Origin of the sequence: Candidatus Soleaferrea massiliensis AP7, assembly GCF_000820765.1 — a bacterium.
GTDB classification, from domain to species: domain Bacteria; phylum Bacillota; class Clostridia; order Oscillospirales; family Ruminococcaceae; genus Soleaferrea; species Soleaferrea massiliensis.
Window position 1 is genome coordinate 1 of the sequence record NZ_CCYH01000022.1, and the last position, 5,405, is coordinate 5,405.

Below are 5,405 nucleotides of genomic sequence, written 5' to 3' on the forward strand. Positions count from 1 at the left end.
TTTAAAGTGAATATCACAGATATCAAAATCAGAAGGATTTATCAGGACAAAAAACTGAAAGCCCTGGTTTCGATCACAATTGACGACCAGCTGGCTGTTCATGACATTAAAGTAGTTCAGGGACCGGAACGCGTATTCATTGCAATGCCCAGCAGACGCGAGGAAAACGGCAGATTCAGGGATGTTGTGCATCCGATCAATGTCGAAACCCGCAATATGCTCGAAGAGCTGATTCTCGGTACCTATTTTCAATATATAGAAGAACATGACATTTCCCTGTACGAAGAGGAAGTCCCTCCGCAGGAAGTGTAATTTTCCTGGGACACTGTGACTTAGACATACCTTCATTGAACATAACGCACCAAATTTCAGTTATGGCAATCGGGCAGTGTATCATGCAAATCCCCTGGTTTCACGGGGATGGTCAATGCAGGATGTTTATAAGGATTCGTTTCCGGCCGCCGTGGCCAAATTTCATGTTGGGTATCATCTCCGTTCTCTTTTTTACAAAGGAGAACGGAGTTTTTTTATACGGATATAGCTTCTTATGGAGCATGTTCGTTTGTTTCATGCATAATCATGGCTAAATCCGGGCATGATGGAAATGTGCAGAAAACCATAAATTGGTCTGTCTGCCTGGACGATAGGCCTTCGGTTATCACATTTACCACAAATTTCTGTCACCTAAAAATGATCTTCCAATCACACCACGCTGATTTTCCGAACACAACCGTCCGGTATACTGTAAACATCGGCAGAGGGAAAAACAGAGCTTACCATTTCCGCTCTGCCCAAATGAATCAATGATGTTAGGAGAGATCACCTTGAAAAAGTTTCAAAAAACAAAGATATTCGGCGTTTTATTCGCACTTGTCCTCACAATGGGACTGTTAGCCGGCTGCAGCGACGGTTCTTCCAGCAGTTCTTCCACCGGCAGCACTGCCGGTACTTCCTCCACCAGCAGCTCCGCTTCCAGTGAAAGCGGTACGTCCAGCACTGCAAACGGCAACGGTGGAACCAGCGACGGCAGTTCGACCAATGGTACAGGCAGCGAGACGTCGACAGCCGGTTCCTCCAGCAGCGCAGAATAATCATCCTGATTCCACATCCAATCTTTCACAAATGATCATATCGGAAAAGGCCTGATCCCGCATGCAGGGGATCAGGCCCTTTTTGGCGTGCGGATGTGCTGTTACAACAGCCGTATCATCTTATGAAACAGCTTCAGATATCGGTTATATGGATGGGATCCGTTCAGGCACAGACAAAAAACCGCAAGACAAGAATGCGCGTATCTTTACGCCGCTCGCAGTCTTTCAGCGGCTGAACAGCGCCAGCCGGCCTGGCCGAAGGAACGATACCCGCACCGAAATGAGGCCGGCTGAATGGAGCGACGGCCTGTCGCTGCTGATGGATACAGCCGCAGCATTTTGAGACTGCAGGATATTCTGTACATTGACAAATTTCACGAAAGATGATATACAATTGCGGCCGACTGTGTTATAATGGATGACATATGAAACGAATGAGACAAGGAGAAGCTATGGAAAAAACAGAGCGTCAGGATTTCATCATCGGCCGGAACGCGGTCATGGAGCTTTTGAAATCCGGAAAAGAAATCGAAAAGATTTTTGTGCAGAATGGGGACATCAAGGGAAGTGTCCTGAAAATATTGGCGATGGCCCGGGAAAACGGCGTCCCCATCAAGGAGGTCTCGCAGACAAAGCTGGACATGATGTGCGCCGGTGGAAACCATCAGGGCGTGGCCGCCTCGATTCCGGCGGCGTCGTATGCCGAGTTGGAGGACATCTTCGCGCTGGCGCAGCGGAAGGGGGAAGCCCCGTTCCTGATCATCGCGGACGAAATCGAAGACCCGCACAATCTGGGGGCCATCATCCGGACGGCGGAAGCCGCCGGCGCGCATGGCATCATCATCCCGAAGCGCCGGAGCGTCGGACTGACCGGAACGGTCTATAAAACCTCGGCCGGCGCCTGCGCCCATCTGCCGGTGGTTCGGGTATCCAACATCACCGCCACGATGCAGCAACTCAAAAAACAGGGCGTATGGCTGTACGGCGCGGATATGGACGGCCAGAACTGGTGTGAACAGGACTACAGCGGCCCGGTTGGGCTGGTCATCGGTTCGGAGGGCCACGGCATTGGCAAGCTGGTCAGGGAGACCTGTGATTTTATCGTATCCCTGCCCATGTGCGGAAAGGTGAATTCCCTGAACGCATCGGTCGCCTGCGGGATTATGATGTATGAAATCACCCGCCAGCGGCACGGCATCCAAGCGAAGTGAGAATAGCCATCATCAAGACAGAAACGCTTCGCCCTTTCAATGTGTGATGGACTGAACGGGAGGAAGGTTTATGAAAAACCGATATGATGTGGAAAACATCTTAAAACAGATCAAAAAACAGCAGAAGCTGTTAAAAAACGAAGGCTCGCTGGAGCCTGATGATAAAGATGCAAAGCTGCGTCCGGCAGAAACAGGGTCCGGCAAACAGAAGGAGCCGGACATCGAAGCTTCCAGAAAGCCCAATCCTCCAGTTGGAGCGGGCGATAAGCCGAAGGCCGGGTCGCTCAGCTGGAAGGAAGAGCAGACGGACCGAATCGATGTGGTAAAGCCATCCGGCCGGAAAAAGGACGCTCCGATACCGGCAGAGGCCGAAGATGCGGGCCGGAAGGACATCCTGGAAGAGCTGGATGCCCGGATCGACGCCGCCAAGCGTTATCAGGAGGAGCACGCGGACCGAACGCATGCAGGGATGCGGCGGGAAGAAGAACGCACGGTCCGTTTGGACGCTGTTTCCCCAGCCAAAGCGGAAGCGGACAGGCATTCCATGCAGGATGCGCAGGCAGAACAGCAGCCCTTGCGGGATGAAAGCTCTTCGCAGGATGAGACGCAGAAAAAGGTCAGTCTGAAGGATCTGTTTGATCTGGAGGAATACAGCCGTGTGTTTGCGGATGACGACCAGTCCAAAGAAACGCCTTCCCTGCGGGAAAAACGGGAAGAGAAGATCAAAGAGTTCACCGTTCAGATTCCATCCGAGGATTCCAATGAGGAACCGCCGCGGATGGATGAGGAGGACATCGACGAGGACATCTGCGCACAGGAATATGAAACGGATGAAGATGCGCCGCATATCCGCGGCTTTTTCAGGCAGCAGCTCAAGAAGCTGACCATCCGTGCGTTTGCGAACGGCGCACTGCTACTGTTGATCTCCTATCTGACCTGCGGCGCATACAGCCTGCTTCCCATGCCGGCGTTTCTGGACCCGTTTTTGCAGCCGCTTGTTTATCTGTCGGTCTATCTGGGACTGGTGGTCGTCAGTGCCGGCTTTAACTTTGAGCTGCTGATGAAGGGGCTGGATTCCCTGTTTACCCTGAAGGCCAATCACGACAGCCTGCTGTCGGTGGCCGCCGTCGCGGTTGTGGTGCAGCAGGTGACGCTGCTGATCTTCCAAAACCGGGTGGATTTCCACAGTGTCCATCTGTTCGCCCCGTTTTTGCTGATCGGACTGCTGTTCAGCATCTGGGGAAAATGGATGAACCTTGGGCGGATGGAGGACAATTTTGATGTGATCTCCAGGGATGGAGAAAAATATGCCGGCGTCCTTGTGGACAAAAGCCTTGCGGTTCAGCTGACCAAGGGCCTGAATCTGGAAGAGCCGGTTGTCGTAACCGACATCAGGGCGGATTTCCTGAGCGGATTCATGGAGATTTCAACCTCCCGCGACACCGTGGAAAAAATCCTTCGGCTGCTGGCGCCCTGCTGCCTGGTGGGAAGCATCGCCGTTTTGATCGCGATGACCTTTATCAGCGGAGACATTCTGGTTGCAATCAATGTATTTACAGCTTTGTGCTGTATCGCCGCGCCGTTCACCTCAACACTTGCCTCGGCGATTCCGCTGCGGCGCGCCGGGAAAAGGCTCAACCGGATGGGAGCGGCTGCTTCGGGAACGCTGTCGATGGATCTGATGTATGAAGCCAACACCGTTCTATTTGAAGCGGGAGATCTGTTTGAATCGGACGGCCTGTGCCTGCACGGCGTCAAGATGTTTGAGGAAAGCCGCATCGACGAGGCGCTGATCGGAGCCGCCAGCGTCTTTTCACAGTGCAACGACGGTTTGACCCATCTGTTTATGAATATCCTGCGCGGAAACAAAAAGCTTCTGCAGCAGGTGGAGGGGCTGCAGTTCCGCGAGGGACTGGGCGTTTCCGGGTACATTGACGGAAAAGAAATCCTGATCGGCAACCGCAGGATGATGAATTCAAACGCGATCCCAACCCCCGCGCAGGAGCTGGAACGGCGGATGCGGGAAAACGGCCGCAGCGTCCTGTATATCGCCAAGGGCCGGGATCTGTTGGCAATGCTTGTATACAGTTATCATCCGTCCAAGCAGGTGGTCCGCGCACTGCAGACACTGGAAGAAAAGGGCTTTATGATTGTCATCAACACCTGGGACTGCAATCTGTCCGCACAGATGTTGGCCGACTTGACCGAGCTGCAGCTGGAGGGCATCAGCACGGCGCCGTCCAAAACACAGGAAAAGCTCTGCCAGCTTCGGCAGCCGCGCAAACGGTTAAAAGGAATGATCGCGCACACCGGTTCGAAATATGCGTTCGTGCGCAGCCTGATCAGCTGTATCTACGCCAAAAACTGCGAGATGCTTTTGGCTGTGCTCAGCACGATTTCAAGCGTCATCGGCTATGTGCTGATCGTATTTTTAAGTATGTCCGGTGCAATCGGGCAGGTAACCGTTCTCAGCCTGCTTCTGTTCCACGGCTTTTTTGCGCTTGTCATTCTGCTCATCGGCCGCATAAAAAGGATATAATTAGTAAAATATATATTCATATTTACTAATTGTATATGTAAATTGTAATTTTAAACGCCGCATAGATACAGATACTGTATCTATGCGGCGTTTATGTTCGCTATGGTTATAGACAAGACAAAACGCTGTCCTCGTTTGCCATGGTCTTTGCCTGTATGGAGGATGTTCTGCACCACTGTGTAGCAGCTATCTTTTATATTGCCAAGTCGCCTTGGCAAGGTGGCAGTTACTCTTTTGCGTGGCCAAAAGAGTAACCAGAAAAGGCCATTCAAGGGGTCTGCCGCCCCCTTGAAAATCCCCCAATCACGCAGCTTTTCCGGAATTGGGCAGTTCCTGCTTCCAGATGACGGCAGGGTGCCCGCAATGGCTCGGCTCAGAGGTACCATTCTGCGCAGCGCTTCCCCGTTTCTCCATTCTGTCGCTGCCAGCTTTATCTTCCATCAAAGAACAGTTCTCGTCTAGCCTCATTGTCCCCACCACGCCATAGCGGGAATCGTTCTTTTCAGGATAGAATGGCTCTAAAATGCAGCGCATATATACAAATGAACTTACTTTCTAATACGG

4 protein-coding genes are annotated in these 5,405 nt (G+C 52.2%); 3 read left to right on the forward strand and 1 reads right to left on the reverse strand.

Going from position 1 to position 5,405, the window contains the following annotated elements; all coding sequences use genetic code 11:
- Positions 1 to 312, forward strand: a 312-nt coding sequence (spoVG, locus tag BN348_RS04945) for a septation regulator SpoVG (RefSeq protein WP_320408664.1), incomplete at its 5' end; no start/stop codon positions are given.
- A 523-nt stretch (positions 313 to 835) separates the two neighbouring features.
- Here spoVG and BN348_RS04950 read toward each other — a convergent pair.
- Positions 836 to 1,108 carry a hypothetical protein gene (locus tag BN348_RS04950; protein ID WP_040196644.1) on the reverse strand — a complete coding sequence of 91 codons (273 nt, stop codon included), beginning with the start codon at positions 1,106 to 1,108 and terminating at the stop codon, positions 836 to 838.
- A 435-nt stretch (positions 1,109 to 1,543) separates the two neighbouring features.
- On the opposite strand from BN348_RS04950, the gene rlmB reads away from it, so the two are divergent.
- Both rlmB and BN348_RS04965 read left to right on the forward strand, forming a co-directional pair.
- Positions 1,544 to 2,302, forward strand: coding sequence for a 23S rRNA (guanosine(2251)-2'-O)-methyltransferase RlmB (gene rlmB, locus BN348_RS04960; protein ID WP_040196646.1), 759 nt, complete (start codon positions 1,544 to 1,546; stop codon positions 2,300 to 2,302).
- A gap of 70 nt (positions 2,303 to 2,372) precedes the next feature.
- A complete protein-coding gene (locus BN348_RS04965) occupies positions 2,373 to 4,841 on the forward strand; it encodes a hypothetical protein (protein ID WP_040196648.1) in 2,469 nt (822 codons plus the stop codon).
- Positions 4,842 to 5,405: the final 564 nt, after the last annotated feature.

What these genes read in the sequence shown, in the direction of transcription:
- BN348_RS04950 (WP_040196644.1), bottom strand. Translation starts at nt 1,108, where the DNA reads ATGTGGAATCAGGATGATTATTCTGCGCTGCTGGAGGAACCGGCTGTC.
- BN348_RS04965 (WP_040196648.1), top strand. Translation starts at nt 2,373, where the DNA reads ATGAAAAACCGATATGATGTGGAAAACATCTTAAAACAGATCAAAAAA.
- rlmB (WP_040196646.1), top strand. Translation starts at nt 1,544, where the DNA reads ATGGAAAAAACAGAGCGTCAGGATTTCATCATCGGCCGGAACGCGGTC.